General features: G+C 75.1%; 21 protein-coding genes. 7 read left to right on the plus strand and 14 right to left on the minus strand.

The window, feature by feature from the left end; translation table 11 throughout:
* Window positions 1-5 precede the first annotated feature (5 nt).
* Entirely contained in the window at window positions 6-251 is a 246-nt protein-coding gene (locus IE260_RS06195) for a twin-arginine translocase TatA/TatE family subunit (RefSeq protein ID WP_189869458.1), read from the plus strand.
* A 9-nt stretch (window positions 252-260) separates the two neighbouring features.
* Here IE260_RS06195 and IE260_RS06200 read toward each other — a convergent pair whose 3' ends face one another.
* Both IE260_RS06200 and IE260_RS06205 read right to left on the minus strand, forming a co-directional pair.
* On the minus strand, window positions 261-1,898 hold the full coding sequence (locus IE260_RS06200) for a penicillin-binding transpeptidase domain-containing protein (protein ID WP_189869459.1): 1,638 nt from the start codon (window positions 1,896-1,898) through the stop codon (window positions 261-263).
* Between the two features lie 370 nt (window positions 1,899-2,268).
* Window positions 2,269-3,252, minus strand: a complete 984-nt coding sequence (locus tag IE260_RS06205; protein ID WP_189869460.1) for a CE1 family esterase — start codon at window positions 3,250-3,252, stop codon at window positions 2,269-2,271.
* A gap of 85 nt (window positions 3,253-3,337) precedes the next feature.
* On the opposite strand from IE260_RS06205, the gene IE260_RS06210 reads away from it, so the two are divergent.
* Window positions 3,338-4,303, plus strand: a complete 966-nt coding sequence (locus IE260_RS06210) for a LysR family transcriptional regulator (protein ID WP_229880453.1) — start codon at window positions 3,338-3,340, stop codon at window positions 4,301-4,303.
* Entirely contained in the window at window positions 4,300-5,172 is an 873-nt protein-coding gene (locus IE260_RS06215) for a serine hydrolase (RefSeq protein WP_373303320.1), read from the plus strand. Before IE260_RS06210 ends, IE260_RS06215 begins: the two co-directional genes overlap by 4 nt.
* Here the strand turns inward: IE260_RS06215 and IE260_RS06220 are convergent, their stop codons facing one another.
* Complete coding sequence (locus IE260_RS06220) at window positions 5,173-6,786, minus strand: right-handed parallel beta-helix repeat-containing protein (RefSeq protein ID WP_189869461.1); 1,614 nt, start codon at window positions 6,784-6,786, stop codon at window positions 5,173-5,175. It abuts the gene before it with no gap.
* A 167-nt stretch (window positions 6,787-6,953) separates the two neighbouring features.
* Between IE260_RS06220 and IE260_RS06225 the strand changes: the two genes are divergently transcribed.
* Together IE260_RS06225 and IE260_RS06230 are read left to right on the plus strand one after the other, a co-directional pair.
* A complete protein-coding gene (locus tag IE260_RS06225) occupies window positions 6,954-7,325 on the plus strand; it encodes a DUF6479 family protein (protein WP_189869462.1) in 372 nt (123 codons plus the stop codon).
* Between the two features lie 222 nt (window positions 7,326-7,547).
* On the plus strand, window positions 7,548-8,069 hold the full coding sequence (locus IE260_RS06230; protein WP_189869463.1) for an FxLYD domain-containing protein: 522 nt from the start codon (window positions 7,548-7,550) through the stop codon (window positions 8,067-8,069).
* Window positions 8,070-8,126: 57 nt separating this feature from the next.
* Here the strand turns inward: IE260_RS06230 and IE260_RS06235 are convergent, their stop codons facing one another.
* Both IE260_RS06235 and IE260_RS06240 read right to left on the minus strand, forming a co-directional pair.
* Window positions 8,127-9,797, minus strand: a complete 1,671-nt coding sequence (locus IE260_RS06235) for a glycoside hydrolase family 13 protein (protein ID WP_189869464.1) — start codon at window positions 9,795-9,797, stop codon at window positions 8,127-8,129.
* A 142-nt stretch (window positions 9,798-9,939) separates the two neighbouring features.
* Window positions 9,940-10,899 carry a nucleoside hydrolase gene (locus IE260_RS06240; RefSeq protein WP_189869465.1) on the minus strand — a complete coding sequence of 320 codons (960 nt, stop codon included), beginning with the start codon at window positions 10,897-10,899 and terminating at the stop codon, window positions 9,940-9,942.
* Between the two features lie 277 nt (window positions 10,900-11,176).
* On the opposite strand from IE260_RS06240, the gene IE260_RS06245 reads away from it, so the two are divergent.
* Complete coding sequence (locus IE260_RS06245; RefSeq protein WP_189869466.1) at window positions 11,177-11,944, plus strand: hypothetical protein; 768 nt, start codon at window positions 11,177-11,179, stop codon at window positions 11,942-11,944.
* Window positions 11,945-12,405: 461 nt separating this feature from the next.
* On the opposite strand, the gene IE260_RS06250 is transcribed toward IE260_RS06245, so the two are convergent.
* The 4 genes from IE260_RS06250 to IE260_RS06265 all read right to left on the minus strand — a co-directional run bounded on the left by IE260_RS06250 (window position 12,406) and on the right by IE260_RS06265 (window position 16,736).
* Entirely contained in the window at window positions 12,406-13,146 is a 741-nt protein-coding gene (locus IE260_RS06250; RefSeq protein WP_229880455.1) for a GAF and ANTAR domain-containing protein, read from the minus strand.
* Window positions 13,147-13,579: 433 nt separating this feature from the next.
* The gene (locus IE260_RS06255) at window positions 13,580-14,305 is read right to left on the minus strand and encodes a TIGR03943 family putative permease subunit (RefSeq protein WP_189869712.1); all 726 of its coding nucleotides are present in this window, start codon (window positions 14,303-14,305) and stop codon (window positions 13,580-13,582) included.
* Complete coding sequence (locus tag IE260_RS06260) at window positions 14,302-15,321, minus strand: permease (RefSeq protein WP_189869467.1); 1,020 nt, start codon at window positions 15,319-15,321, stop codon at window positions 14,302-14,304. Before IE260_RS06260 ends, IE260_RS06255 begins: the two co-directional genes overlap by 4 nt.
* Window positions 15,322-15,392: 71 nt before the next feature.
* The gene (locus tag IE260_RS06265) at window positions 15,393-16,736 is read right to left on the minus strand and encodes a helix-turn-helix domain-containing protein (RefSeq protein ID WP_189869468.1); all 1,344 of its coding nucleotides are present in this window, start codon (window positions 16,734-16,736) and stop codon (window positions 15,393-15,395) included.
* 95 nt (window positions 16,737-16,831) lie between these two features.
* Here IE260_RS06265 and IE260_RS06270 point away from each other — a divergent pair, with 95 nt between their 5' ends.
* The gene (locus IE260_RS06270; RefSeq protein WP_189869736.1) at window positions 16,832-17,101 is read left to right on the plus strand and encodes a hypothetical protein; all 270 of its coding nucleotides are present in this window, start codon (window positions 16,832-16,834) and stop codon (window positions 17,099-17,101) included.
* A 3-nt stretch (window positions 17,102-17,104) separates the two neighbouring features.
* Here IE260_RS06270 and IE260_RS06275 read toward each other — a convergent pair whose 3' ends face one another.
* The 5 genes from IE260_RS06275 to IE260_RS06295 all read right to left on the minus strand — a co-directional run bounded on the left by IE260_RS06275 (window position 17,105) and on the right by IE260_RS06295 (window position 24,440).
* Complete coding sequence (locus IE260_RS06275; RefSeq protein ID WP_189869469.1) at window positions 17,105-18,472, minus strand: extracellular solute-binding protein; 1,368 nt, start codon at window positions 18,470-18,472, stop codon at window positions 17,105-17,107.
* On the minus strand, window positions 18,472-21,048 hold the full coding sequence (locus IE260_RS06280) for a caspase family protein (RefSeq protein ID WP_189869470.1): 2,577 nt from the start codon (window positions 21,046-21,048) through the stop codon (window positions 18,472-18,474). Before IE260_RS06280 ends, IE260_RS06275 begins: the two co-directional genes overlap by 1 nt.
* A 4-nt stretch (window positions 21,049-21,052) precedes the next feature.
* Window positions 21,053-21,415, minus strand: a complete 363-nt coding sequence (locus IE260_RS06285) for a hypothetical protein (RefSeq protein ID WP_189869471.1) — start codon at window positions 21,413-21,415, stop codon at window positions 21,053-21,055.
* Between the two features lie 115 nt (window positions 21,416-21,530).
* Window positions 21,531-22,598, minus strand: coding sequence for a serine/threonine-protein kinase (locus IE260_RS06290; protein ID WP_189869472.1), 1,068 nt, complete (start codon window positions 22,596-22,598; stop codon window positions 21,531-21,533).
* Window positions 22,599-23,213: 615 nt separating this feature from the next.
* Window positions 23,214-24,440 (minus strand): PP2C family protein-serine/threonine phosphatase, encoded by a 1,227-nt coding sequence (locus IE260_RS06295; protein ID WP_189869713.1) that lies wholly within the window; start codon window positions 24,438-24,440, stop codon window positions 23,214-23,216.
* Window positions 24,441-24,495: the final 55 nt, after the last annotated feature.

The raw sequence follows: 24,495 nt of genomic DNA on the forward strand, positions 1-24,495 counted from the left end.
GCGCCGTGTTCGGAATGAGCGAACTCGCGATCATTCTCATCGTCGTCATAGCCGTCCTCGCCGCGAAGAAGCTCCCGGAGCTGACCCGCTCGGCGGGCAAGTCGGCCCGGATCCTCAAGGCCGAGGCGCGGGCGATGAAGGACGAGCGGACGCCCGCGGACCAGCAGCGGGCGCCGCGCGTGATCCAGGGCGAGACGGTGCGCGGCGAGGACCCCGCCGCCCCCGGCGCCCAGGACACGGCCCGGGGCTGACGGCCCGGCTCACGCCGGGTCGTCCGGGACGGCCGACAGCAGGCTGTGGACGACGGGACCGGCCGAGCCGCCGCCGGTGACGCCCTCCTCGACGACGACGGCGACGGCGACGTTGCCGCGGTGGGCGACGAGCCAGCCGTTGTTGTCCTGGTCCTCGGAGACCTCGGCGGTGCCGGTCTTCGCGCCGATCTCGCCGGGCAGGTCGGCCAGGACGTGCGCCGTGCCGTCGGTGACGGTGGCCCGCATCAGCTCGCGCAGTTGCGTGACGACCTTCCCGGGAAGCGGCTCGGTGCGGGTCGTGTCCTCGTTCCCGGCGGTGACCGACGGCTGGTGGAACCGCCCCGAGACCGCCGTGGCCGTCACCGACGCCATGATCAGCGGGTTGGCCTGGATCCGGCCCTGCCCGATCATCGAGGCGGCCTTCTCCGTCTCGTCCTTGGGCGCCGGCACCGAGCCGTCGTACGTCGGGATGCCGATGTGCCATTCCTGGCCGACGCCGAAGTAGGTCCGGGCGACCTCCCCCAGTTCCCCGTCGTCGAGCTTGCCGCGCAGGCTGATGAACGCCGTGTTGCAGGACTCGGTGAAGTCCTTGCGGAAGGTGGCGCCGGGGTGCTCGGAGGTCTCCACGTTGTGCCACTCCTTCCCGACCGTCAGGAACTTCGGGCAGTCCACCACGTCGTCGGGGGCCACGGCGTCCTTGAGCAGCAGGGCGCTGCTGGTGACGATCTTCCAGGTGGAGCCGGGCGCGTACGTGCCGGAGGCGGCGCGGTTGAAACCGGAGGACGGGGAGTTGGCGAGGGCGAGGACCTCGCCGTTGTCGATCCGCAGGGCGACCAGCGCGGCGTTCTTGCCGCCGGCCTCGGCGAGGGCCTTCTCGGCGGCCGCCTGCCAGGTGGCATCCAGGGTGGTGCGGACCGGACCGCCGTCCGTCGCCGGGTCGGGTTCGCGGCCGAAGGTGGCCTCGGTGCGCTCGACCTCGCCGGTGGTCCGGTCGACCAGCTCGACCGCGCCGCGCGGGCCGCCGTCGGCGCTCCCGCCGAGCCTGCCCAGCAGCGGGGCCAGGGACGGGAAGTCGCCGCCCGACAGGTTCCGCCCGTCGCGGTCGGTGACCTCGGGCGGCTCCGTCTCCTCGCGCCGGAGGTGGAACTTCTCGGTGTCGCTCAGGCGCGGGTGGACCACGGCCAGCCGCCAGTCCACCTTCCAGGTGCCGTCGCCCTGTTCGCGCAGCGGCAGCTTCGACGTGTACGTCCAGGTGCCCAGGCCCGTGATCGGCATCCGGGCGGTGAAGGGGACGCCGAGCGTGCCGTCCTCCGCCTCCACGGCCTTCTCGTCCTCCGCCGCCGTCAGCTGCGGCTTCTCGATGTCGAGCCCGGCCGTGAAGCTCTGCAGCACATCCTGCGCGGCGTCGGGTCTGGTGGTGCGGCCGGCCGCGCTCGGCAGGCGTCCGGCGGCCCAGTCGGCGAGGAAGGCGCGGGCCTGCTTCATCGCGGCGGGGTCGGGGCCGTCGTCGCCGCGTGCGAAGGGGCCCAACCCGGCGGCGTAGGAGCCGCCCGCGGCGATCGCCAGGACCACCGCCACCGCGGTGACGGCCCGCACGCCGGTGCGGGACCTGCGGTGGCCGGGGGTGATGTATCCGGTGTCGTGCATCGACGGATTCCTTGTCTGTCGGGTTCCGGGCCGGGCGCGGGGCCCGTCCGGGGTTCGGGTGAAGGGGGTCCGGCATCGCGAGACGGGGACGGCGTGACCGGCCCCGCGGCTGCGGCTCGATCCGCCGGACGGGCCTGGGGGTGTCCGCGGAAGACGCGTCGTCCGCCCGGAGGGCGGGCCCCGCGGCGTCCGGCGCGTGCTCCGGGCCGGGCCGGTGGCCGGGCAGGTGCCGGGCGGACGCCCGCGTACCGGTCGTGCTCAGGTGTTCGCCCGGTGCGGCGGCGGTGGGGCGTGCCATCCGCGTGAGCGAAGCCGAGCGGGCGGGAGCGCGCCGGGCGTCACGGGTCGGGCGCGACCTCGCGGACACCCCCTAGGCCGCGGCGAAGAAGTCGAGGATCGTGGCGGTCGCGTCCACGGCCGTGCTGGTGCGGCCGAACCCGTCGGGAGGGGTGATCGCCGAGCCCGGCCAGGTGTGGCCCGCGTCGTGGACCACGAGCAACTGGACGGTGGCCGCCCGCCCGGGCAGTCGCCACACCGTGCGGTCGTGGCCCGGCTCGGCCGTCGTGACCGGCTCGCCCGCGTCACCGGCGGCGGCGAACGCCTGCGCGCTCGCCCGCGCGGAGAGCGTCGGCAGGATCGGCTCCCCGGGGCCCGGCGGCGGCGAGGGCAGCCCGGCGAGGGGGCGTACGGGGTCGTCGGCGCCGTAGACGATCAGGACGGGGATCGCGCCGGTGGGGCTCACCGCGGCGTCCCCCGTGGGCAGCTGCCCGGAGACCGAGGCCGCCCCCGCCAGCAGGCCGGGACGCTGGGCCGCCATGCGCAGGGCCATCGAACCGCCGTTGGAGAACCCGGCGACGTACACCCGCTCGGGGTCGGCCCCCTCGGTGCGCACCAGGTGCTCGATCAGCGCCTCGGTGAACCGCACGTCGACGCCGGGGTCGGGCCGCTGCTCCGTGGCCCGCGCACCGGCGCCCCAGCCGCCTGCCAGACCCTCGGGAAAGGCGATCAGCATGCCGCGCGCGCCGGCCGCCTTCTCCAGCCGGCTCTGCTCACGCAGATGGGCCGCGTCGGCGCCCCGGCCGTGGAAGGCGATGACCAGGGGCCTGGGTCGGCCGGTGCCCGTGGCGGGCCGGTGCAGCAGGTACTGCCGGGTGCGGCCGTCCACCCGCAGGCGTTCACGGGTGTCCGCCGCCGGGGCGGTGGCCGTGCCGCCGGCGGGCGCCGTGCTCGCGGACGGCGACGAGGAGGGACGGTCGGTCTCCGCGCCGCAGCCGGCCAGGGGAAGGGCGAGTGCGAGGGCGAGCGCGACGGGCCACCTGCGCGGGCGGACGGAGGAGTCAGGGGAGGAGCGCATGTCCCGAGGAGAGCAACGCCACCGGGCCTCTGTCCAAGATTCATATGGATGTCGGATCGATCAATGCACGATATGATTACTGGTCGTGGACCTGATGAGGCACCTGGAGTGCTTCGTGGCTGTTGCAGAAGAGTCACACTTCGGACGTGCCGCCGCCCGCCTCGGCATCGCGCAGCCGCCGCTGTCACAGCGCATCCAGCGGTTGGAGCGGGAACTGGGCGTCCGGCTCTTCGAACGCACCAGCCGACAGGTGACCATCACCGAGGCCGGCACGCTGCTGCTGGCCGAGGCCCGGGAGCTGCTCGGCCGGTCGGAGGCGTTCCTGGCCACCGCGCGCCGCATCCGGGACGGCGAGACCGGACTGCTGCGGGCCGCGCTGTCCCCCGACATCTCCGGCGAGACCGTCGCCGCCCTGCTGGCCGGCTTCCGCCGCCGCTCCGGCCTCGAACTGGAGCTGCACGAGCTGTCCACGGCGCAGCAGCTCGCCGGTTTCGCCTCCCACAACCTGGACGTCGGCCTCATCCACCACCCCTGCGACGTGGCCGGCCTGGAGCTGGGCCCGATACTGCGCCGCGACCTCGGCGTGCTGCTGCCGCGCGGCACCGCGCAGGCCGGCCTCGCCGAGGTGCCGCTCGCGTCCCTGACCGGGTACGACCTGGTCCTCTTCCCCCGCGACACCGCCCCCGCGGTCTACGACGACCTGCTCACCGCCTGCGCCCGGGGCGGCTACACCCCCGCCGCCGTACGGCACGGCCAGGGCGCCAGCTTCGTACGCGGCCTGGTGCTGTCCGCCGGGGCGGTCGCCCTCGTTCCCCGGGACACCCAGCTCGCGGCCACGGGCGCGCCGGACCCGGACCTCGTCTGGCGTCCGCTGGCCGGCGCCCCGCTGGCCCGGCGGACGTCGGTGGCCTGGCCGAAGGGACGGGGCGACGCCGCCGTCGGCGCCTTCGCGGAAGCGGCCACGCACGCGCTGCGCACCACGGCCGGCGCGTGGGCCGAGACCGCCGCCCGGCCGCTGCACCTTCGCCCGGCATCGGAGTTCTGGCTGTGACCGACACCCTCGGCCGTCTGCGCGCGGCCTTCGACGACGCCGGGGTCACCGGCTGGCTGCACGCCGTCGACATCGACTCCGGAGCCCAGGTCGACGCCGGGGCGGACCAGCCGGTCTGCACGGCCAGCGTGCACAAGCTCTGCCTGCTGGTCGCCCTGCACGAGCACGCCGCCGAGGGGCGCCTGGACCTCACCGAGCAGATCGAGTGCCCGCCGGCCGGCCGCACCCCGGGGCCCACCGGGCTGGCCGCGATGCTCGACCCGGTCCGGCTGTCGCTGCGGGACGCCGCGTTCCTGATGATGTCCGTCAGCGACAACACCGCCGCCGACCTGCTGCTGCGCCGGGTCGGCCTGGACGCCGTCAACCGCACCACGAGCCGCCTCGGCCTCACCCGGACGCGGGCCGTGCACGGTTTCGGCGAGATGCTGGCCACCATGCGGGAGGACGCCGGGCCGGCCGGCGCCCGGGCCCTGACCGACCCGCACGTCATCACCCGGCTCAGGGCCCTGGACCCGGCCCGCAGCAACCGCAGCACGCCCCGCGACATGACCCGGCTGCTGGGCGCCGTCTGGCGGGACGAGGCCTGCCCGCCCGAACAGGGCGCGGCGATGCGCCGCATCCTGGGCCTCCAGGTCTGGCCGCACCGCCTGGCCTCCGGTTTCCCCTTCGACGACGTCCACGTGGCCGGCAAGACCGGAACCCTGCCGACCCTGCGCAACGAGGTCGGCGTCGTCGAGTACCCCGACGGCGGCCGTTACGCCGTGGCCGTCTTCACCCGCACCGCCCACACCGCGGCCACGCTCCCGGCGGCCGACGCGGTCATCGGCACGGCGGCCCGGATCGCGGTGGACGCCCTGCGGGCACCGTAGTCAGCCGTCGTTGTCCCGCCACCGGCCGCCGCTGGGGGCCGAGTCGAAGCGGGTGGCCGCCGAGGCGTTGCCGCCGAAGTCGTTGCCGGAGACCCGGCCGCCGGTCCAGGTGGCCTCGTGGGCGATCCACAGGGCGTGGGTCTGGGTCCGTGGGTGCTGGTCGTCCCAGATCCGGTTGCCGTGCACGTAGGGGTGCTTCACGGCCGCCGCCGCGGTGAGGCCGGCGCGCGGTGCCGGGGAGTCCTCGAGGCGGTAGGCGGAGCCGGGGGCGGGGGCGCCGTCGAGCCAGGCCGTCGTGGCGCCGGGGCGCTCGGGGGCGAGGGTGAGTTCGGTCGCGGTGTTGGCCACCACCAGCGCGGTCCTGTCGCCCACCGTCAGCTGCTTGCCGTGGTGGCCGCCCGGGAGCCAGTCGGCGCCCGCGTCGGTCAGGGACCGCGGGCCGAAGCGCACGCCCTCGCCGCCGCCCTCGGCCGCCGGTGCGCAGCGACGGCCGTTGTCGCGGACGCGGTTGCCGAGGATCGCCGGCTCGTGCAGGGCGGCGTCGACGCGGATGCCGTCCAGGGCGTTGTGCCGGATGTCGTTGGACTCCAGGACGATGTCCGTGGTCGCCTCCTGGTCGCCGCCGGCCAGATTGTGCTGCCAGTAGCCGTGCCGGCCGTTGTTGCTGACGCGGTTTCCGCGGAAGGCGTAGGGGCCGGGGGTGTTGCCCACGGCGATGCCGTCGCAGACGTTGCCGTCGATGACGCAGCCGGTGACGATGCCGCCGCGCCCGCCGACGCTCGTGGTGCCCTGCGAGGACACGTCGAACCCGGCCACGTGGTTGCCGATCATCGTCGAGCCGGTGACGAGCAGTCCGTCGGTGCCCCAGTCGGAGATGCCGTAGCGGTTGTCCTCGGTGTGACAGGCGGTGATGCGGATGCCGCGGGGCGGGGGCCAGTCCTCCTGCTGGAGTTCCAGGAAGATGCCGTTGGTGCCGTTGCCGGTCGCCACGCACGCGGTCACCGACAGCCGTTCGACCGGGCCCCAGCCGCCGACACCGATCCCGATGCCCGCGCCGCCCATCTTCTCGCCGGGGTCCTGCCGCCCGCACCGCTCGGTCAGCACGCCCTCGACGACCGTGTCCTGGAGGAAGTCGCAGCCGAAGCCGGTGGCCGCCGTGTCGTGGATGTACAGGTCGGTGAAGCGGCCCCGCAGCACGTACTGCAGGCCGAGCCCCTTGGCCAGTACCTCGTACTCCTCCGTGTGCACCTCGGAGCCGTCGATCTCGAAGTGCGCGAAGGTGATGTCGGCGATGTGGTTGTCCCGGCCGGCGCCGTGCTGCGCGGTGGTGAACCAGGCCAGCGGCACCGGCTGGTCCGGGGCGCCGGGGTTGGCGAGCACGAAGCAGGTGGCTCCCCGGCCGGCCCCGACGAGGGAGACGCCGCTGCGCCAGAGCACGGGCCGGTCCCGGATCAGGTAGCGCCCGGCGGGCACGCGCACGGTGCGCGGCCGTCCGTCCGCGGCGGTGGCCTCGCCCAGGGCGTCCACCAGTTTCTGCAACGCGGGCCGGTCGTCGGTGGTGCCGTCCCCGACCAGTCCGTACTCGTGGGCGTCGACCGTCAACGGCGCAGTCATCCGGTGCTCCTTCCGCCCGTGACGCTCCGGCGGCCGGTCCGTCGCAGCGGCCGCCTCGGCCCCGGGTACCAGGCGTCCGTGCTCCTCAATCACGAAGAGATCGTTCACCGGCAGATCATCCGGACATATCTGGCGCTTTATCCCATTCCGGGGTCCATAATCAGAACATGAGTACGGCAACGTATGTACTGCTGGCCGCATCCGACACGGTCAACGTGACCGTCGCCTTCATCGGCGGCATGGTGATCGCCGGCGCTCTGATCCTGGCCGTGGCCGTCGGGATGCGGGTCATGGAACGGGAGTCCAACCGGCCCCGCGCGGAGGAACAACCGAAGCTCCCCGAGGCAGGGCCCGTCCACGAGGAACGGGAGATGCGGGAGCCGGACGAGGTCCCGAGGGTGACGAACGGAGGCTCGCGGCTCATGCCGTACGAGCTCCACCCGGCGAGCACCCGGCGGGGAGAGGACCAGAAGCGACGGCGCTGGCTGCCGGGTTCCAGCGGCTCCTTCGGCGGCGGCGGACTGCCGCCCGGGGTGTGACGCGCGCCGCGCCCGGGTGCCGACTCACCGATGCCAGGGAGCTGCCCCGCCGGCGGGGCAGCTCCCGTTTCTCCCTGCCGGCCCCGGGTCCGGCGCCCGTCCGGACTGCTCCGTCCGGGTGACCGCCGGAGTGCGGACCGGCGGTCACGGTTCTTCACTGGTGGCGTACCCGTACGCCGTCGCCGGTCGACGACGGTCCACCCGAGGCCCTTGGAGGCGAAGATGGCCGGTCACCGGGCACACGGCGGCACCGGCGCCGCACTGACGGCCGCCGTGGCGGTGGTGGCCACCGCACTGGCCGGCTGTTCCGACGAAGGCGACGACACCGGGCCGCCCTCGGACGCCGCAAGTGCCGCGAGCGCGGCCAGCCGGGCCGCCTCGGCCGCCTCCTCGCTGGCCTCGGAGGGCTCCGACGCCCTGGCGTCGGCGACGGCGGAGGCCGGGCGGTGGCTGGAGGAGATCCAGGAGGGCGCCGACGTCAGGGGCGACGTGCGGCTGGGCGACCCGGGCATCGACGCCGACGGGCGGACCACGGTGGAGGTCACGGCCCGCAACACCGCCGAGTCGGCGAAGTCCTTCGCGGTACAGGTGAACCTCACCGACCCCGACGGCAACCTGCTCGACACGGTCGTCGTCACCGTCTCCGACGTCCCGGCAGGCAAGTCCGGCCGGGCCACCGCCCGCAGCACGCACGACCTGTCCGGGGACGTCCGCGCGGTGGTGGCGCGGGCGGTGCGGTACTGACCGCTCCCGGGCGTCCGCACCCCACCGGCCGGGCGGGGTGCGGAAGCGGGCCCGTGCCTACCGCGAGAGCCACACCGTCGTGTCCGGCCCCACACGGCCGTCCTCCAGCGGCGCGCTGCTCAGCAGCACCTCACCGGCGGGCCGCTCGACGGGCCCGTCCGACAGGTTGGTGACACACCGCCAGCCGTCCGAGCGGTCGAACTGCAGCACCCCGGGCGGGGCGTCGTCCGCCCAGGTGAGCGACTCGCCGTCGAGCAGCTTGCGGCGCAGGCGCAGGGCCGTGCGGTACAGCTCCAGCGTCGAGCCCTCCACCCCGTCCTGCGCCTGGACGGCGTACGCCGCGAAGCCGGGCGGCTGCGGCAGCCAGGCGGCGCCCGCCCCGAAGCCGTACGACGGTCCGTCCGTCGTCCACGGCAGCGGCACCCGGCACCCGTCGCGGCCCTTGCGGACGTGCCCGGTCTGCTCCCAGATCGGGTCCTGGAGCACCTCGGTGGGCAGGTCGGCCACCTCGGGCAGGCCGAGCTCCTCACCCTGGTAGACGTAGGCCGAGCCGGGCAGCGCCAGCATCAGCAGGGTCGCCGCGCGGGCCCGGCGCAGCCCGGCCGCGGCGTCCACGGCCGGTGCGGTGCCGCCGGACAGCAGCCATGCGTCGGTGTCGGTGCCCGGCGGCAGGACCAGGCGGGAGGCGTGCCGGACGACGTCGTGGTTGGACAGCACCCAGGTCGCCGAGGCCCCGGCCGCGTGCGCGTCCGCCAGTGAGCCGGTGATGATCCGCCGCAGCTCGTCCGCGTCCCAGCCGGCCTGGAGGTACTCGAAGTTGAACGCCTGGCCCAGCTCGTCCGGACGGGCGTACAACGCGCGCCGGGCGCCCGGCACCCAGGCCTCGGCGACCGCCATCCGGGGCGGGGTGTAGGCGTCGAGGATCTTGCGCCAGTCGCGGTAGACCTCGTGGACCTCGTCGCGGTCGTAGAAGGGGTGGGTGCCGGGCGGGAACTCCGCCAGCGCCGCCTCGCTGCTCAGCTCGGGCGCGCCGAGATCGCGCAGCGGCTCGCTCAGGTCCTTGACGAGCGCGTGGGCGACGTCGACCCGGAAACCGTCGACGCCGCGGTCCGACCAGAACCTGAGCGTGGTGCGGAAGTCCGCACGGACCTGCTCGTTCTCCCAGTTCAGGTCGGGCTGTTCGGGGGTGAACAGATGCAGGTACCACTGCCCGTCGGGGACCCGCCGCCACGCGCTGCCGCCGAACACCGACTGCCAGTCGGTGGGCGGCAGCTCGCCGCCGGCGCCGCGGCCGTCGCGGAAGACGTAGCGGTCGCGGGCGGGGGAGCCGGGGCCCGCCTGCAGGGCCTCCTGGAACCACACGTGGCGGTGCGAGCTGTGGTTGGGGACCAGGTCGACGATGACCTTCAGGCCCAGGCGGTGGGCCTCGGCGACCATCGCGTCGAAGTCGTCGAGGGTTCCCAGGCGCGGGTCGACGGCGCGGTGGTCGTCGACGTCGTAGCCGCCGTCGGCGAGTTCGGAGGGGTAGAACGGGCTGAGCCACAGTGCGTCGACACCGAGGGCGGCGAGATGGGCGAGGCGCTGGGTGATGCCGCGCAGATCACCGAGCCCGTCGCCGTCGGCGTCGGCGAAGCTGCGGGGATAGATCTGGTAGATGACGGCCTGCCGCCACCAGTTGGGGTCCTTGGACGACAGGTCGGGCGTACCGGCGGTGGTGCGTACGGTCACGCGGTCTCCTCTGCGAAGCGTGCGGTGGCGTGAGTGCGGGCGACAGGTAGAAATCTGTCCAGATCGCCGGAAAAGTGAACACGCGGATCACACGACCGCACGCGCGTACGGCAGAGGCGGCCCTCATCGGGCCCGTACCGCTCTAGCGTTCGACAGCCGCCAGATACAGCTTCACGTACCGTGCCACGTCGACCTCCAGCGCCACGTCCACCAGCGGCTGTTCGCGGGTGCCCTCGTGGAGCTCGGACTCGCCGGGGCGGGCCCTGCGGTCGACGATCGTCTGACCGCGTGCCGGACCGGGAGCGAGGGACACCTCCACGGGCAGCCGGTGCGTGGTCAGGCCCTCCGGGTCGGCGACCGCGCAGACCGCGCCCGCGTCGCCGAGGCCGCCGCCGGGGTCGGTCTCGTCGGTGGCGGGCCCGCGGTGGGCGAGCAGCTCACCGGCGAGGCGGGTGCCCGGCTCGGCGCTCGCGCGCAGCCGGCGCACGTCCGGGCCCGGCACGATCACCCGCTGAAACACGTCCAGCCCGTACATGGTGATCGGCACCCCCGCGCTGAGCAGGATCGCGGCGGCCTCCGGGTCGTGCCACACGTTGAACTCGGCGACCGGTGTGGCGTTCCCGGTGGCCACCGCCCCGCCCATGAACACGATCCGCTCGATGTTCGAGGTGACCTCCGGGTGGGTGCGCAGCAGCAGCGCGATGTTGGTGGCGGGCGCGGTGGGGATCAGGGTCACCGGGCGCGGGGAGGCGAGGATCTCCCGGCGCAGCAGCGCGACCGCGTCCACGTCGGCCGGGGTACGGGCGGGCGCGGGCAGGCCGAGATCGCCCATGCCGTCGTGTCCGTGCACGTGCCGGGCGGTGCGCACGGCCTCGATCAGCGGGCGTTCGGCGCCCCGGGCGACGGGGATCTCGGGGGCGCCTGCCTGCTCCAGCACGGTCAGGGTGTTGCGTACGACGCCGTCCACGTCGGTGTTCCCGGCCACGCAGGTGACCGCTCGCAGGTCGAGGCCCGGGTGGCGGACCGCCAGCAGCAGGGCCAGGGCGTCGTCGATGCCGGTGTCGCAGTCGATGATCACCGGTACGGGCTGGTCGGTGGTCACGGCGAGGGCTCCTTCACTGCCGCGGGGCGCCTTTTCCCGTGACCCTACGCGGACGCGGGCGGCTTCCCACAGCTCGGTGCCGCGGCCCGGGCCCGGTCGCGCGGCCCGGGCCGCGCGCACGGCCTCCCGTGCCGTTCGCCCGGTCGGTGGTCGCCCGCCCGGGCGGATCGGCGCGCTGGTGGTGGGGTGAAGGTGGTGTTGCCGTGGAATGACTTGTCCGATATTGACCGGTCTCGACCGGCCCCGGCCGTCCCGGCACCCCAGGAGGCACCCCCCGATGCATCGCACCCCGGCCGCCCGCCCGTTCCTCGCCTTCGCCCTGTCGGCCGCCCTGGGCCTGACGGTGGCCGCCTGCTACGCCGGGGGGCTGGACAGCGCCCGCCCCGCCGCGACCCCGCCGGCGACCGCCCAGTCCCCGGCCGCGCTCCCGTCGCCCGCCGTGCCGCCCGCCCTCACCCGGGACCAGGCGCGGGCCGCGCTGATCACGGAGGCCGACCTCGGGGGGTCGTGGGAACAGACGCAGGGCGCCGCGACCTGGCGGGACGAGCTGCTCAAGGCCACCACCGACCACGCCGAGTGCCAGCGGCTGCTGGACGTCCTCTACACCGAGGAGGTCTTCGCCGCCGCCCCGGATCCCCGCGCGACGGCCGCCCTCGACGAAGGCGTCGACGGCACCCAGCTGCACTACCGGATCACCGCCCACCGCGCGGCGGACCTCGACCGGACGCTGACCTGGCTGGAGACGCTGTCGAGCACCTGCGGGCGGTTCACCGCCACGACCGAGGGCGGAGAGGACCTGGAGGTGCAGGTCAGCGACATGCCCCTGCCGGAAGTGGGGGACGTCGGCCGGGGCCTGCGGGTGATGGTGCACGCCGAGGACGTCGTCCTCACCATGGACCTCGCCGCCGTACGCCTCGGCGACGACGCGATCAGCCTGACCAACGGCGGTGTCGGCGAGGTGACGCAGGAGGCCGTCTGGAGGGCCGTGGAGGTCGGCACGGCACGGCTGACGGAGATCCGGCGGCAGGGACGGGTGCAGGTGTAGAGGGGGCGGGACCTGCGCCGGTGGGGCGCCGGTGTCCGGGAACGGTACGGACGTGGATGCCGGGGAACGGCACGGGCCGCCCCCGATGCGGGCCTTGTACCGGCGCGGACGTGGGTGCCGGGAGACCGGCGCGGAGACCGGCGCCGGACCACCGTGCGGGACCCGCACGGATGACGGGACGCCAGTGCAGGATCGGCGAACCAACCCCCAGGAAACGGGCACGGGCCACCACCGTGCGGGACCTGCACCGATGACGGAACGCCAGTGCAGGATCAGCGAACCCTCAGGGGAACCGGTACGGACTGCCGTGCGGGGCCTGCATCGGTGACGAGACCGCAGTGCAGGGGCTCGGTGTACGGACGCCGGTGCGGGAGTAGCGCCGTGCGGGTCCCGTGCCGGCACCGGCGGGCAGGCCGCTGACCGTGGGGTCCCGGCGTACGGGCCCCGGTGTCGGCGCCCGGCTAGCCGTCCCGGTCGAATCTCTGGCGATGGGTGACGACCTCGCGGGCCACGTCGTGGGCGGTGCGGCCCCCGGCGAAGGCGCGGGCACGCAACCGGGCCAGGGCCTCGTCGGCTCCGACACCGAGCTGGGCCATGATCATGCCGACGGCCTGGTGGACCTCGTCGTGGTCGTCGGCCAGCCCGTTCAGCCAGCCCGCCCCGCCGAGGGGGTCGTACTCCTCGCCGCGGGGCAGCGCCGTCAGCGCAGACGTCATGACGGCGGCGACGAGCCGTGCCGTGCGCAACTGGGCACCGGTGAGCCGGCCGGGGGTGTCGCGGTAGAGGTCGAGGGTGCCCACGCACACCGAGTCGTCGCCCAGCGGCAGCGCGTACACCGCCCGCACCCCGACGGCCGTCGCCTGCTGGGCGAAGACGGGCCAGCGGCCGGCGTCGGCCCCGGCGGTCAGGTCGCAGGCGAGCACGGGGGCGCCGGTCTCGCCGGCCCGCACGCAGGGACCGTCACCCAGGGTCGCCTGGATCTCCGCCAGGTAGGAGGCCCGCTCGCCGCTGGCGCACAGCCGTACCGGGACGCCGTCGCTGCGCAGCGACGCGCTGGCGCCGGTCACCGGCAGCAGCCGCACCGCCATCGCGCACAGCCGTCCCGGCACCTCGCGGGGCGGGGTGCCCCGGACCCCCTCGGCGATCAGCTCGGCGGCACCCGCCACGTCAGGGGTCCACCGGGGGTCGTCGCTGGACCGCACGCCCACCGCCTCCTTCGCTGCCGCGGTCGGCCACGTCGACGGGCTTCCGGAACAGGACGCCGACGGGATGCGTCACCTGCCCGGAGACGAGCCTCGACTACCCGTGCCCGACCGGGCGAAACCGCTCCGACACCGGGCCTCACCGCCCCCTCGTACGGCCCCGCCGACCGGACCACCCGACGCACGTCCGCCACGTCGAGAACCGGCGGCCGGACGACGCCCGTACCGAGCCGAACCTCAGCGCGCCAAGTGCCGGTGACGGTCACCGCCCTGGCGGCGGCAGGCGCTATCGCTTCTCGTACGGCCCCGGGCGACCGGACCACCCGACGCACGTCCGCCACGTCGAGAATCGGCGGCCGGACGACGCCCGTACCGAGCCGAACCTCAGCGCGCCAAGTGCCGGTGACGGTCACCGACCGGGCGGCGGCAGGCGCTACCGCTTCTCGTACGGGTTCGCCGGCTGGGCCACCCGGCGGACGTCCGTCGCGTCGAGAACCGGCGGCCAGGCGGCGTCCGTACCGAGCCCACCCTCGGGGTGCCAGGTGCCGGTGACCGTGACCCAGGTGTCGGTGGGCGGGGCGTCGGCCGCTGCCCGTCCGCGGATCTCGGCCTTGCCCGTCGTGGCGTCGGCGGCGCAGCAGGAGACCTGGAGGCGGGTGACGTACCAGGTGCCGTCGTCGCCGTGGGTGACGAAGCCGGTCAGGCGGACGGTGCGGCCGGTCAGGGACCGGGCGCTGTCGTAGATCGCGCGGGAGCCGAACTCGGCGAGGGTCAGCTCCACCGGGTCCCCGGACGGCAGCGCCGGGAAGGTCCCGACCCCCTGCGCCGCACGCCGGGCCGCCTCGCGCTCGGCGCTGTAGGAGCCGAGGGCGGGCGGCGGGAACAGCAGCAGGGCCAGGGCGGGCAGCGTCAGGAGCCAGGCGACACGGGGACCGGCGGGGCCGTGGCCGTGGCCGTGCGCGTCCTGGGCGTCCGTCGCCGGGCGCCGCGCGGTGAGGGCGGTCGCCACCGCCAGCAGCACCAGCACGGCTCCGGAGACGATCAGGTAGGGCCGCAGCCCCGGCTGCACGTACCGCAGGTACAGCTCGCCGAAGAGCGAGATGCGCAGCACCGCCGCGCCGGTCAGCGCGAGCAGGACCGCAGGTCCGTACCGCCTCACAGCAGCCACCACCCCACCAGGACGCTGCTCGCCACGGCCACCACCCAGGTCACCGACGCGAACCGCACCGCGAACGCCCGGCCGAAGGTGCCGGTCTGCAACGCGATCAGCTTCAGGTCCACCATCGGGCCCACCACCATGAACGCCAGCCGCGCCGTCGGCGAGAAGCCGCTCAGCGAGGCCGCGACGAACGCGTCGGCCTCGCTGCACACGCACAGCACCACCGCCAGGACCGCGAGCAGCAGCACCCCCGCCCAGGCGGAGCCGGTGAAGACGTCCAGCACGGACCGGGGCACGGCGATGCCGAAGGTGGCCGCGGCCCCGGCGCCCACCACCAGGAAGCCTCCGGCGTGCAGGAAGTCGTGCCGCAGCCCGGCGAGGAAGCCGGCCAGGCCCGACGCGGCGGGCCCGGACGCGCGGCCCTTCGGCAGCCGCAGCCACTCCTGGCGCCCGAACCGGGCCCACAGCCAGCCCATCACCACCGCCGCCGCGAGCGAGGCCGCCAGCCGGGCCGCGACCATCGCCGGTTGTCCCGGGAACGCGATCGACGTCGCCACCAGCACCACCGGGTTGATCGCGGGCGCCGACAGCAGGAAGGCCAGGGCCGCCGCCGGGGCGACGCCGCGCCGCATCAGGCTCCCGGCCACCGGCACCGACGCGCACTCGCAGCCGGGCAGCACCACCCCGGCCGCGCCCGCGACCGGCACGGCGAGGGCCTGGTTGCGGGGCAGCAGGCGGCGGAAGACCCGGTCGGGCACGAACGCCCCCATCGCCGCCGACACGACCGTGCCGAGCAGCAGGAAGGGCACGCCCTGGACGACGACGGCGGTGAACACGGTCCACCAGGCCGCCACCGCCGGCGTGTAGAGGTCGAGCGCCAGGGTCGGGCCGAGCACCGACGCCACCGTCACGACGGCGAGCAGCGCGGCACCGCCGAGCACGGCGTACACGAGCGCGCGCAGGGCGAGCCGCAGGCCGTCGGCAGTCCGCTCGGCCGCAGTCCGTTGATCGTCCACGCGCCTCGTCCCGCTCGTCCGGTGTGCCCGTGACAGGTAACCGGCGCCGCTTGTGGCCCGCCTGTGACTCCTCACAGGGGAGGCTGTGCGGGCGCGGGGCCGAGAGTCGTGGTGCCGGGGGCCGTACGGTGCCCCAGCCCCGTCCGGTACGCGTCCAGGGCCGCCTCCACCCGCCCGGTGCGGCGCAGCAGGTCTCCCAGCAGCCGGCACAGGTCGGCCAGGTCGCCGGCGGCACCCGCCCGCTCCAGCAGGCTGAGCGCGCGGACGTAGTGCTCCTCGGCGGACTCGGTGTCCCGGGCGTCCTCGGCGATGATGCCGAGCAGCCGGTGCGCGCCGGCGGCGTGCACCGCACCGCGCTCGGAGGACAGGTCGTCCAGCACCTCGTGCAGCAGCGCGGCGGCCTCCTCCGACTTGCCGCGCCGGTGCAGTACGTCGGCCAGCTCGACGGCGACCTGGCTGCTGTAGAGGGCGGCGCGGCTGGCGGACAGCATGCCGAGGGCCTCGCGCAACTCCTCCTCCGCCCGCGGCAGCTCACCGTTCTGGGCGCAGACGTACCCGCGCATCCAGTGGCAGTTGGCCAGTTCGGTGCGCAGCTGGAGCGTGCGGTACAGCTCGGCCGCCTTGGCGAGCGAGGCGTCGGCCTCGGCGAGGCGGCCCTCGGCGAGCAGGGTGCGGGCGACGGAGCGGTGCATGCGGGCCACCAGTGCCGGATCGCCCGCGCCGGGGGCCAGCGCGAGGGCCAGCTCGGCGGCCTGGGCGGCCCGCGCGTGCGCGCCCATGTCCATGTAGGGGCCGATGACGCTGGCGTAGAGCAGCAGCAGCGCGTCGGGGTCGTGCAGACCGCCGCGGTTGAGCTCGTCGAGGGTGGACTCCAGCAGGTAGACGGCGTAACGGAGTTCACCGGCGAGGTAGTGGGCGAGGGCGCGCCCGCGCAGCGCCGGGACGCGGGCCGGCAGCGGCGCGTCGGCCAGGCACTCCTCGGCCCGCTCGAAGTACCGCCGCCCCGCCACCAGCTCGCCGGTCTCCACGGCGCACTCCCCGAGCCCGAGCAGGGCGGCGGCCCGTTCCTCGGTGAGGCCGTGCGTCTCCGCCTCGGCGAGCAGCGCGCCGTACTGCTCCGCCGCCTGTTCGGCGCCCCCGGTGGCGAGTGTGCGCTGCGCCTCGGTGAGCCTGAGGCGCAGATCGGTGGCGAGCCGTGCGGGACGCCCGGTGGCCAGCTCCTCGTAGCCGACGCCGAGCCGCTCGGCGAGATGCCGCAGCGCCTCGTCGGAGGGACGGACGCGACCGGCCTCCAGCGTGGAGATGTAGGCGGGCGTGTACGCGGGCTCCGCCAGCTGCCGCTGCGTCATCCCGCGTTCGACGCGCAGGCGCTGCACCCGGCGTCCGATGGTTCCACGGTCTTCACGGTCCCCCACTGCCAACTCCCCCAGCGCCTCTTGCCGTTCGGCTTCGACGCCCCTAGGTTAAACCGCGGATTAAGCGCGCTTAACACGATGTTGCAGAGGACGCCGTGCCCGATCGCATCCGCTCCGCCGAGCGGTACACCCGAGGCCTCGCCGCCGGCGTCGCGGCCGTGGCCGCCCTGGTGCTGGCCGCCAACATGGGCCCGGCACGGGCGGCGGAGGAACGGCCGGCCGGCGGGGGCGGACAGCAGCAGGTCGTCGGTGGTCCGCGCGACCGCTGCGCACCGGACGCGTCGGCCCCGTCGGCTCCCACCGCCCCCGCGGTCCGGTCGGTGTCCTTCGTCCCGGCGGCCGGCGCCGGGTCCTCGCGGCCGTAGTGCTCAGTCCGGCAGCGCCCTGCGCAACGCCTCGTCCAGTTCCTCGGCGAGCTCCGCATCGCCCGGCGGATGCTCGGTGAACAGGGCGCCCAACTGCGCGGTGAAGGTCTGGGTGAACGCGCCGTACAGCGGCGTGCGCGGGCGGGGCACGGCCTGCCGGAGCGCGGGGAGCAGGGTGCCGCGTGCGTAGGCCGGGCGCCCGGCGGGGTCCCGGGGCACGGTGTCCGGGCTCTCCCCCGTCGGAGTCGCCGAGGGGGTCGCCGCACCCACCGTGCACCGCACGCCGTCCTGCGTGTACGCCGACGAGCGCGTCGCCGCGAACCCCGCGTCCAGCAGGCAGCGCTCGCTCTCCTTGCCGGTCAGGTACTCGATCAGCTTCGTCGCCATGTCCGCCCGCCGGGAGCCGGCCGTCACGGCGAGGTTCTGGCCGCCGAGCACCGCCCGGCCGGGCAGCGCGGTCACGCCGAGCCGGTCACCCGTGAAGGACTGGTGCAGGGTGCGGTAGGCGTACGGCCAGTGCCGCAGGAACGTGGTGCGGCCCGCGGCGAAGTCGCTGAGGGAGGACGCCTCGTCGGAGCGCACCGCGTCCGGGAGGACGTAGGGCTGACCGGTGCGGCGGCGCAGCTCGTCGATGCCCTTCGCCAGCTCGTCCACGGTGGCGTCGTAGTGCCCTTCCCCGTCGGTGAGCGCGAAGTCCTCGGCCGTCGACGCGAACGCCTCCACGGCGTTGACGGTGCGGCCCTCGTACGCGGCCAGCTGGGTCGTCCAGCCCTTTTCGTACCCGGCGGGCTTGTGGTCGTTGAGGGTGTTGATCAGCTCTTCGAGCTGCTGCCAGTCCATGCCGCCGTCCAGGTCGGTGCGGTGGACGCCCGCCTGCCGCAGATGGTCGCGCCGGTAGTAGAGCAGCCCGACGTCGCTGTTGAAGGGCACGGCGTACACGTCGCCGTCCCACCGGGCCGTGCTCGCCACGGACTCGATGACGTCCTCGTCGACCAGCTCCTCGGGCAGCGGGCGGACCAGCCGCGCGGCGGCGAACTCCGGTACCCACGTGACGTCGAGGTTGACCACGTCGTAGGCGGCGCTGCCCGATTGCAGGGCGCCGAGCAGCTGGCTGCGCTGCTCGTCGGCGCTGCCGGGGAGTTCCACCAGCCGGGCCCGGTATCCGGCCTTCTCGTACTTGTCGTTCCATGCCTCGATGAGCCGCTCGCGGATGCCGTTCCTGCCGGTGACGTCGCGGCCGCTGGCGATCACGATGTCGCCGGGCACGTCGGTGGACGGGGCCGCGGAAGGCCCGTCCCCGCCGCCGGTGCAGGCGGCCGGCAGCAGCAGGAACAGCGACGCCAGCAGGGCCGCGAGCCGTCGGCTGCGCATCAGTCCTCCCCCGTTCCGGTGCGCGCGACCTCGTCGTGCAGGGCGGCACCGAGGTCGTCGTCGGCGTCCAGGCACCGGCCGCCGCTGGCCCCGGAGATCCGGGCGTCCGGCTTCCCCGGGTCGCAGCCGCCGCTCTTGAGGGACACCATCGTGACCGGCACCTCGGCGGCACGGGCCTGGCCGACGACGAGGTCGAGGCGGTCGCCGGTGAGCCGGGCCGCGTCCTCGTCGTCGGTGACGTAGACGACCAGGTCGGGCCGCTCCTCCTCGGCGCCGCGCCGCTCCATGACGTCCAGAGCGGCGCGCAGCGCCCCGTACGGATCGGCCTCGGCGTCCTCGACCTCGGCCCGGCCGTCGATGGCGCGCTCGGCGTCCCTGCGGGTGTGGTGGCCGAAGGGGAGCACGGTGTCGTACGTGTCCTCGCCCGTGCCCGACACCGCCCACACGCCGTACTGGTCCTGGTCGCCGAGCCCGCCGAGTGACTGCTTCAGCAGGCCCGGGCCGCCGCTCGGCCCGTCCCACTGGCCGGCCATCGAGCCGGAGCTGTCGAGCAGGAAGAGCACCCGGCCGGGCCCGTTGGCACCCCGGTAGCCCGCCAGTGCCGCCTCCATCGCGTCCCGGCCGGCGGGTTCGGTGAGCGGGGACGGATCGCGCAGCACCCCCTCGGCGACGTCCTCCGTGTCCAGCAGCGGCCGTTCGCCCGAGGCCGAGCGGAAGCCGTCCCGGGCGAGCACCTCCTGCCCCCGCTCCCCCGTCAGCCAGCTGCGGAACCGCCCGGCCGCCTCGTCCCGGTCGGCCTCGTCCCGTTCGGCGCCCTGCCAGCGGACACGGACGAAGACGGGTTCCAGACCGGGGACGTCGACGGGGTACTGGGCGATGCGCGGGGTGCGCCGCGCGCTGTCGCAGCCGATGCCGCTCTTCATCAGGAACTCGGGGACCAGGGCCGCGGTGCGGTCGTCCACGGCGTCGTCGTCGGGCAACGTGCACAGCAGGTCGGCGGCGGTGGGGGAGGGCGGGCCCGGCTGGACGACGCGGCGTTCGGCGCGGCCCGGGTCCCGGGGGTCGGTGCGGTACAGGCCGATGGTGGCGAGCAGCCCGGTGTCGGTGAACTCCGGGTCGGGGCGCCGCACCTCGGCCTGCTCGTCGCGCTCGCGCAGGGCGTCGATCATCGCGTTGAGCGTGGGGCCGCGGCGTTCGTCGAGCGACTCGGCGGCGAGGTTCTGCGGGACCGCCAGCACCATCGGGGAGTAGGCGAGCGGGTCGTCGTCCGCCTGGAGGGCGGCCACCGCGTCCGTGTCCTGTCCCTGGACGACCCGGGCCACGTCGGCGCGGGAGGCGGGGATCCACACGTCCGGCTGCGGACCGACGTCACGCTGCGGGTTGACGTCGTCGTCGTGCGGCTCCTGCCAGGCGCCGGTCTGCCCGCGCAGGGTCGTGACCGCGTCGGCGGCACCCGCGCTGTAGACGGTGATGCCGCTGCGGCGGCAGCCGGCGCCGGAGGTGTTCCCGTCCGAGGTGAGGTAGGCGTCGGCGGCGGCCCGGACGGTCGGCTCCAGGTCGGGGTCGGTCAGGACGCGCAGTTCCAGGGGCGGGGCGCAGGACGCGTCGTCGCCGGCTGACACGACGATGCCGTACCCCACGCCCACGGCGGCGACGGCCAGTGCGCTCAGCAGGGCGGCGCGGAGCGTGGGCGGGCGGGGCGGACCGCTCGGCAGGACGCGGCGGAGGAGGGCGGCACCCGCCGCGGCCCACGCGCGGAGCCGGGCGGCGGTGCCGGACCAGGGAGGCGGGGGCGGCGGGGGCGGGGGCGGTGCTGGTGTCCGTCCCGGCGGCCGCGCCGCCCGTGCCGACACCAGCACGTCCTCGTCGGGGACGCTCCGGCTCTGCGGCTCCCAGTCGTCGCCCCGCACGGTCTTGCGCCCCGCCTCGGCCATCCGTCTGCGCAGCCCGTCGGCGAGATGGCTGAAGCGCACCTCTCCGTCCACGTCGAGGAGCCGGCACAGCTCCTCGGTGAACGGGGTCGGCGTCCGCGGGTCGCCCGCGTCGATACGGTGGTTGGCCTGCACACTCATCAGCAGCAGCACGCGCCGCTTGTCGGGGAAGGTCTCCCAGATCCAGGCCGCGTTGCCCGCGAAGCAGCAGTCGAGGACGACCACGACCCTCCGGGCCCGGCTGGTGGCGAGCACCGTCAGAACGGTGGTGAACATCTCGGCGCCGGGGAACACCGCGTGCCCGCCCGCGACGACACTCGCGTTGCGCATCTGCAGGAACAGCTCGTCGCCCGCACTGGGGATGGCGCCGTGCCCGGCGAAATAGAGCAGCAGCAGGCCCTCGGCCTCGTCGGCGGCGGTGCGCAGCGCCCGGCTGAACTCGTCCAGGGACGGCGACCGCGCGACGGTGATCTCCCGCTCGCCGAACACCCCGCCCCGCTGCAACACCTCCTGCAGCCGGTTCAGGTCGTGCTTCACCGCGGGGAGGTCGCCGGGCACACCGTGCGGCGGCTCCGTGAGGTCGTACTCGGACACCCCGACCAGCAGCGCCCGGTTCACCAGCCCACGCGGGTCGACGTCTGCCACCGGGTCACCTGTCGTCGGTGTTCACCGGCTCGACACGGGCCCCGGGCGACTCCCCGTTCTCCACCTCGCGGCGGTTGTCCCGCCATGCCGTCACGGCCCGCTTGACCCGGTCCAGGACCTCCTGGAAGACCGTGCTCGCGGCCGCCCCGGTCAGCACCATGACGATGTCCATGCCGGCGCCCATCGGGCTCCCGGTCTCGTCGGTCCGGCGCTGCTCGTGGATCCGCAGCTCGCCCGCGCGGACGAGCTCGTCGAGCGGCTTCTCCCGCTCCAGCCATTTGCGCAGGGCGCCGATGTCGCTCTCGGTCGCGGTGTCGTCCAGACGCACCCGTATGCCGCGGTTCGCCACACTGTCCCCCTCAGCCATAACTCACCATCATGACACCGCCGTTGCGCACAAGGGAGGGTCCGTACGCCTCGTGCACGGTGCGCGCGCGGGCGCGCCGTCGGGCTCGATGGGGATCGGTACGGGGAGGGCGGCGTCAGCCCTGTGTCTGAAGCCGGTTCAGTTCGCGCTGCACGTGGTCCAGCGCGCCCTCGCGTCTGCCCGGGACCCGGCCGCGCAGCTCGGCGAGTGCCGCACCCAGCTCACGGGCCGCTGCCGCGTCGCCGATCCGCCCCCACTGGTGGTGGGCCCGGTCGACGGCCGCCTCGACGGCGGGCGCGTCCGGTGCCTGTCCGGCGTTCAGCCGGGCGGTGGCCACCGCCAGCCAGGCGCGGCAGCTGCGCACCGGGTCTCCCGCGAACATCGCCAGGTCCGCCCGGACCTCCGTCCAGTGCAGAGCGTCCTCGGACGCCGGACCGTGCGCCTGCGCGGCGGCCCGCTCGTGGTGTGCGGCGAGCGCCTCGGCGTCGGCGTGCCGCCCGGACCGGACGGCGTCGGCGATGACGGCGTGCGGATCGTCCGGCAGGGGCCCGGGCGCGGTCAGCACCAGGTCGGCCCCGGTGGCCCCGCCCTCCGCCGCGACGCGGGCCAGAGCCTGCTGGTGCAGCTGCTCCGGCGGCGGCCGGTGCCCGCTGCGCAGGATCGTCGCGATGTTGCGCATGTACGCCGGTCCCGCCACGGTCCGCCGGGACGGCGGCGGCGCGATGCGACCGTAAACGGCGTTGTTGCGCCCCGAGTCGAGCGGGTGCGCGCGCAGCCACTCCCAGGTCTCCCGGTCCGCGTGCAGGTCCAGCAGCAGCGTCGTCGCCCCGGTCGGACGCAGCCGCAGTTCCTCGCGGATCCAGTGCCAGGGCAGGGCCGTGTAGCGGACCGTCGCCGGGGTCGTGCGGGCCAGCGCCAGGTGGGGCAGGCGCTGGCGGCGGTCCAGTTGGAGCTGTCCGGTGACGTACACCGTGAGCGGGCCGGGGGCCGTCGCCGCGGCGCGCAGCCGGGTGAGGACCGCCTGCGGCTCCAGCGGGTCGGCCAGTTCGACGACGTTCGCGGTGTCCGTGCCGGACAGCACGGCGGGCGGCACGGCCGCGAGGACGGGAAGCACCGACGCCGCGTCCACCAGGCACCCCTTGCCCACGGGCGATGCCGCGAGCAGCAGCACGGTTCCGGGCATGTCCCCTCCCCCTGTCGATCACGTACGGCAGCACCGTAACCGCTGCGGCTGCAAAGAGGGGCCCCCGGCTGATACTCGCCGCCCCACCGGGCACCCGAGCGACCACACCGACACCCCCGGCCACCCGGCCGTACGCTCCGCCCCGCCGCCCGGCCGAACACGCCAGGCACCCAGACACCCCACCGAGCGCGAGGTCGAGGTGGACCCCCGACCAGACCCTCGGACGCCCGACCGATCCCACCAGGCGCCCAGGCAACCGATACCCCGCCGAGCACGAACCGAGGCGTCCCTCGACCAGCCCCCGACGACACCCGGCGACACCACGCCCCCAGGCACCGGGCCAGCCCCACGACGCCACGCCTCCAGGCACCGGGCCGGCTCCACAGCGCCACGCCCCCAGGCACCCGCCCGGCCACCAGGCAACAAGGCACCCACCGCGCACAAGACCGAGGCAGCCCTCGACCAGCCCCGACGACACCACGGCCTCAGTCGCCCACCCGAACCCACCAGGCACCAGGGCACCCACCCCGCACAAGACCGAGGCAACCCTCGACCAGCCCCGACGACACCCGACGACGCCACGCCCCCAGGCGCCCGCCCGGCCCCACCAGGTGGTCAGCCCGCCAGTCGTCGTACCGCGAACACCGTCGTGTCGTCGGCCAGCCGGCCCCCGCAGTGCCGCAGCGTGCCGTCGCGGACGAGGTCGACCAGTCGCCGCGGTTCGGCGTTGCCGGGGTCGGCGGCGACCGCGTGGGCGACCGCGTCGGCGTGCCGGTAGAAGCATCCCGTGGCGTCGCGGGCCTCGGTCACCCCGTCGGTGACCATGAGCAGCGTCTCGTCGTGGGCGAGAGCCACCCGCTGCACCGGCGCCGACGACCCGGGGACGAGTTCCCGCAGGCCCAGCGGCAGCCCACTGCGGGCCGGCACGGACCGGACTCCCTGCGGGCCGACCGCGAGCGGCGGCTCGTGGCCGAAGACGACCGCCTCGACCGCGTCGGGCAGGTCCTCGTGGAAGGCGATCAGCACGGCGGTCGCGAAGCGGTCGCCGTCGGAGCGGCCCAGGGCCGCGGTGTGCCCGCGGTGGCGCACCATACGGATCTCCAGCCGCTCGGCCACCGTGGCGAGGTCCGGCTCGTGGTAGGCGGCCTCGCGGAAGGTGCAGAGCAGCGCGGCAGCCGTCTCCACCGAGCCCAGCCCCTTGCCCTGCACGTCGCCGATGAGGACGCGGGTGCCGTGCGGGCCGGGCTGGATGTCGTAGAAGTCCCCGCCGACCCGGGCCTCGGTGTCCGCGGAGAGGTAGACACCGGCATGGTCGAGGCCGCCCCAGCCGGGCGGGAACGGGCGCAGCACGGTGCGGCGGGTGGTGTCGGCGATGTCCCGCATGTGCAGCATGCGGGACTCCCCGCTGACCCGGACCACGCAGGCCAGCACGGCGAGGACACTGCCCACGGCGACGAGGATGAAGTCGGGCAGCCCGCTCTGGTACTCGTGCGGCCACGCGCCGTCCACGGCGACGTAGCCGAGGACCGCGAGCACCCCGAAGGCGACCGTGCCCCAGACCCCGCAGATCGCGGCGGAGATGCCGGGCACCAGCACGATCCAGGAGATCACCCGGAAGCCGCCACCGGTGCCGAGGTCGGCCAGCACGATGCCGACGAACAGCAGCAGCGGGGGCACCCAGGCGACGCTCCGGCCGCGGACGCGCAGGAACTGCCGCCGGTACGCGACGTCCTCGGCACCCGTGCCGAGCGGCCGGCCGGGCCGCCCCGGTCGGCCGCTCACCGGCCTCAGGACGCGACCCCTCACGAGCCTCAGCGAAACACGGCCCGGTCCGGCCCGCATCCTGACTTGCCTGCCGGGCCGCCCCGGTGTCCGCTGGTAGTCGGGGCGAGGAGAG

Source organism: Streptomyces viridiviolaceus, assembly GCF_014650995.1.
GTDB lineage: Bacteria > Actinomycetota > Actinomycetes > Streptomycetales > Streptomycetaceae > Streptomyces > Streptomyces viridiviolaceus.

Bases quoted from the DNA above. Each gene is read 5' to 3' on its own strand.
- IE260_RS06225 (WP_189869462.1), top strand. From the start codon at position 6,954: ATGAGTACGGCAACGTATGTACTGCTGGCCGCATCCGACACGGTCAAC.
- IE260_RS06245 (WP_189869466.1), top strand. From the start codon at position 11,177: ATGCATCGCACCCCGGCCGCCCGCCCGTTCCTCGCCTTCGCCCTGTCG.
- IE260_RS06295 (WP_189869713.1), bottom strand. From the start codon at position 24,440: ATGCGGGCCGGACCGGGCCGTGTTTCGCTGAGGCTCGTGAGGGGTCGC.
- IE260_RS06285 (WP_189869471.1), bottom strand. From the start codon at position 21,415: ATGGCTGAGGGGGACAGTGTGGCGAACCGCGGCATACGGGTGCGTCTG.
- IE260_RS06220 (WP_189869461.1), bottom strand. From the start codon at position 6,786: ATGACTGCGCCGTTGACGGTCGACGCCCACGAGTACGGACTGGTCGGG.
- IE260_RS06275 (WP_189869469.1), bottom strand. From the start codon at position 18,472: ATGCGCAGCCGACGGCTCGCGGCCCTGCTGGCGTCGCTGTTCCTGCTG.
- IE260_RS06290 (WP_189869472.1), bottom strand. From the start codon at position 22,598: ATGCCCGGAACCGTGCTGCTGCTCGCGGCATCGCCCGTGGGCAAGGGG.
- IE260_RS06230 (WP_189869463.1), top strand. From the start codon at position 7,548: ATGGCCGGTCACCGGGCACACGGCGGCACCGGCGCCGCACTGACGGCC.
- IE260_RS06205 (WP_189869460.1), bottom strand. From the start codon at position 3,252: ATGCGCTCCTCCCCTGACTCCTCCGTCCGCCCGCGCAGGTGGCCCGTC.
- IE260_RS06200 (WP_189869459.1), bottom strand. From the start codon at position 1,898: ATGCACGACACCGGATACATCACCCCCGGCCACCGCAGGTCCCGCACC.